The organism is Kitasatospora sp. NPDC047058 (assembly GCF_040643935.1).
Classification (GTDB): Bacteria; Actinomycetota; Actinomycetes; order Streptomycetales; family Streptomycetaceae; genus Kitasatospora.
The window spans coordinates 1-2,812 of the sequence record NZ_JBEYVJ010000644.1 but is presented as its reverse complement, the minus strand read 5'-3'; the positions used below and the strand labels follow the sequence as shown (position 1 = coordinate 2,812).

3 protein-coding genes are annotated in these 2,812 nt (G+C 73.3%); all 3 read left to right on the top strand.

The genetic code is table 11. The annotated features are described in order from the left end of the window. Positions 1-181 precede the first annotated feature (181 nt). Positions 182-820: an NAD(P)H-binding protein gene (locus ABZ885_RS38695; RefSeq protein WP_360199523.1), complete on the top strand. Its 639-nt coding sequence runs from the start codon at positions 182-184 to the stop codon at positions 818-820. 219 nt (positions 821-1,039) lie between these two features. Then, the gene (locus ABZ885_RS38690; protein ID WP_360199521.1) at positions 1,040-2,035 is read left to right on the top strand and encodes a helix-turn-helix domain-containing protein; all 996 of its coding nucleotides are present in this window, start codon (positions 1,040-1,042) and stop codon (positions 2,033-2,035) included. A gap of 79 nt (positions 2,036-2,114) precedes the next feature. Further along, entirely contained in the window at positions 2,115-2,732 is a 618-nt protein-coding gene (locus tag ABZ885_RS38685) for a hypothetical protein (RefSeq protein ID WP_360199519.1), read from the top strand. The last annotated feature ends 80 nt before the right edge of the window (positions 2,733-2,812 follow it).

Below are 2,812 nucleotides of genomic sequence, written 5' to 3'. Positions count from 1 at the left end.
CTCCCGGCGGCCGGACAGCCCGCGCCGGCCGACCCCGGCGCGGTGCAACAGCCGGTGCCCGAGCGCGCCCGCTGAGCACGCACACCACCTGAACGCGCACGCCGCCTGACGCGGACAGCACCGTGTGGGCGCGTGCAACACCCGAGACCCGCACGTCCCCCTTCCCGAAGTGGAGAACCCCATGCGCACCACCGTCTTCGGCGCCACCGGCAACGTCGGCAGCCGGGTGGTGGCCGAGGCCGTCGCCCGCGGCCACCAGGTCACCGCCGTCCTCCGCGACCCCGCCCGGCCGCACGGCCTGCCCGACGCCGCCACCATCGCCACCGGCGACGCCCGCAACCCCGAGGACGTCACCCGGCTGGCCACCGGCCAGGACGTGGTGATCAGCGCCACCCGCCCGGCCCCCGGCAGCGAGTCCGAACTCGCCACCGCCACCAAGGGCCTGCTGGCCGGCCTGGCCGGGACGGGCGTGCGCCTGCTGCTCGTCGGCGGCGCCGGCAGCCTCACCCTGCCGGGCGGCGACGGCGCCACCGTCGTCGACGACCCCGCCTTCCCGCCCTCCTGGCTGCCCATCGCCCAGGCCTGCGGCGAGCAGCTCGCCCTGTGCCGCGCCGACACCGAGGTCGACTGGGCCTACCTCAGCCCCGCCGCCCTCCTCGCGCCGGGCGAGCGCACCGGCCGCTACCGGCTCGGCCGCGACGAACTGCTGGTCGACGCCGACGGCACCTCCGCCATCTCGATGGAGGACCTCGCCGTCGCCCTGCTCGACGAGGCCGAGCGGCCCGCCCACCACCGCACGCGCTTCACGGTCGCGTACTGAAGCGAGGCCGGACCGGCCATCGACCGGTCCGGTCGCCGGCAGGCGTGCACCGCCGCCGGCGGGAGGACCGGGTTCCTGTCACACCGTGAGCATCTGGAGGGTTTCGTGGGATCGTGCAGCGCACCGGCGGCCGCCGTGCCGTCGGCGGACAGGTTCACCCGGTCCGGTGAGCCGGTGCCGGGTGAGGCGGTGTCCGGGGGGACGGTGCCGAGCAGGACCGTGTCCGGTGAGCTGATGCTCGTCGCGCTCGGCACGGAACACCTGGCCGGCTTCCGTGCCGGCATCACGAACCTGGGGCTGGGGCCCGTACAGGTGTCGACGTTCGCCTTCTCGCCGGTCCGGTCACATCGCACTCCGTTCCGCGTCCCGCGGGGTGACCCCGAGCAGTACCAGCTGGTGCTGACGACGCAACGCGCCCTCCGGGTGCCCCGGCCCGGTCCCGGGGCGGTGATCCCGGGGGACCCGTTACGGACGGACACCCCACGCGACCCGGAGAACACCGGCGCCTCCGAGGGAGGGCTCGTGCAGGCGATCGTGCTGGAGATACCCCGGTCCGTCCTGCCGCTGCAGCCGAGCAGGGCGAACCGCCTCCTCGCACAGCCCATCCCCGTGACCGGGGGAACGGGAGCGATCCTCGCCGACTTCCTGGCCGCACTCGTCACCCACGGCCCGGACTGCCCGGCCGAGGAGACCAAACGCCTGGGAGCCATCGCCGTCGACCTGGCCACCGCCTGCCTGGCCCCGCATCTCGGAGCCCTGGGCGAGGCACCGGCCGAGGCCCGCGCCCAGGCCATGCGGCAGCGGATCACCGGCTTCATCGAGCACAACCTCGGCGACCCGGACCTGACGCCCCAGGCCATCGCCGACCGGCACAACATCTCCCTGCGCGGCCTCTACGCGCTCTTCGAGGGGCAACCCGTCAGCGTCGCGGCCACCATCCGCCGACGCAGGCTCGAACGCTGCCACGCCGACCTCGCGCGCCACGAGCTGAGGAACCACCCCGTCCAGACGATCGCGGGCCGCTGGGGCTTCCCCAACGCCACCGTCTTCAGCCGCGCGTTCCGCGAGGCGTACGGCATCACGCCGACCGAGCACCGGGCGAACGCCCTCCGGCCCGCACTGCACGCACTGTCGACAGGCTCTGCACGGCAGGCTCACCAGAGCGCGGCGACCGGGCCTAGATTTCATGGCGCTGGAGACCACAAGCCGACGTAAGCGCCGTTCAGCGGTGGGGAGTTGCCCCTCCACGCCGTGCCGCCGCCAGCGTCCGCCGGGAGAAGAAGAGGGATCGCCCATGACCATCCGCATCAAGCTCGCCGCCGTTCTCGCGGCCGTCGCCGCCACCACGACGCTGGGCACGCTCGCCGCCCCGGCGAACGCCGCCTCCCCCGTCAAGGCCGCTGCCGGCCACCACAGCTACAACCCGCAGGCCCCGCTCGGATCGTTCGACAACCCGGTCATCATCGGCGGCAACCAGGGGAAGGCCGTCCTCACCCCGGCGCAGCGCACGGCCATGGACCAGATGAAGATCGCGCTCGCCGACGAGGCCAAGAACCGCAAGGAGGACACCCGGCTCAACGTCAGCCCGCAGGCCGCCACCGACCACAACTGCGTCATCGGCGTGTACTGGTCCCAGTGCGACAGCGCCGGCTGGGGCTGGTGGACCCTCGCCACCACCCTGGACAAGAACCACCACGAGTGGGCGACCCAGCAGGGCTACTCCGCCAACCACAACTTCGACACCTACATGGACCGGTCCTACGACGGCGGCAGCACCTGGGACGGCATTCTCAGCACGGTGGTGAACACCAGTGCCTGGGGCGACAGCATCTACGACGGCCCCGGCAACTGGGTCCGTGCGTGTATCTACAACATGGACGACCACCTGGTCGCCTGCGACGCCTGGCACTGACCGAGCAGAAGGTCACCACCGCCGAGGCCTACCGCGCCTGGCGCACCCTGCTGCGGGACTTCGGCACCCCGGCGCCCGGG

Bases quoted from the DNA above. Each gene is read 5' to 3' on its own strand.
- ABZ885_RS38695 (WP_360199523.1), top strand. From the start codon at position 182: ATGCGCACCACCGTCTTCGGCGCCACCGGCAACGTCGGCAGCCGGGTG.
- ABZ885_RS38685 (WP_360199519.1), top strand. From the start codon at position 2,115: ATGACCATCCGCATCAAGCTCGCCGCCGTTCTCGCGGCCGTCGCCGCC.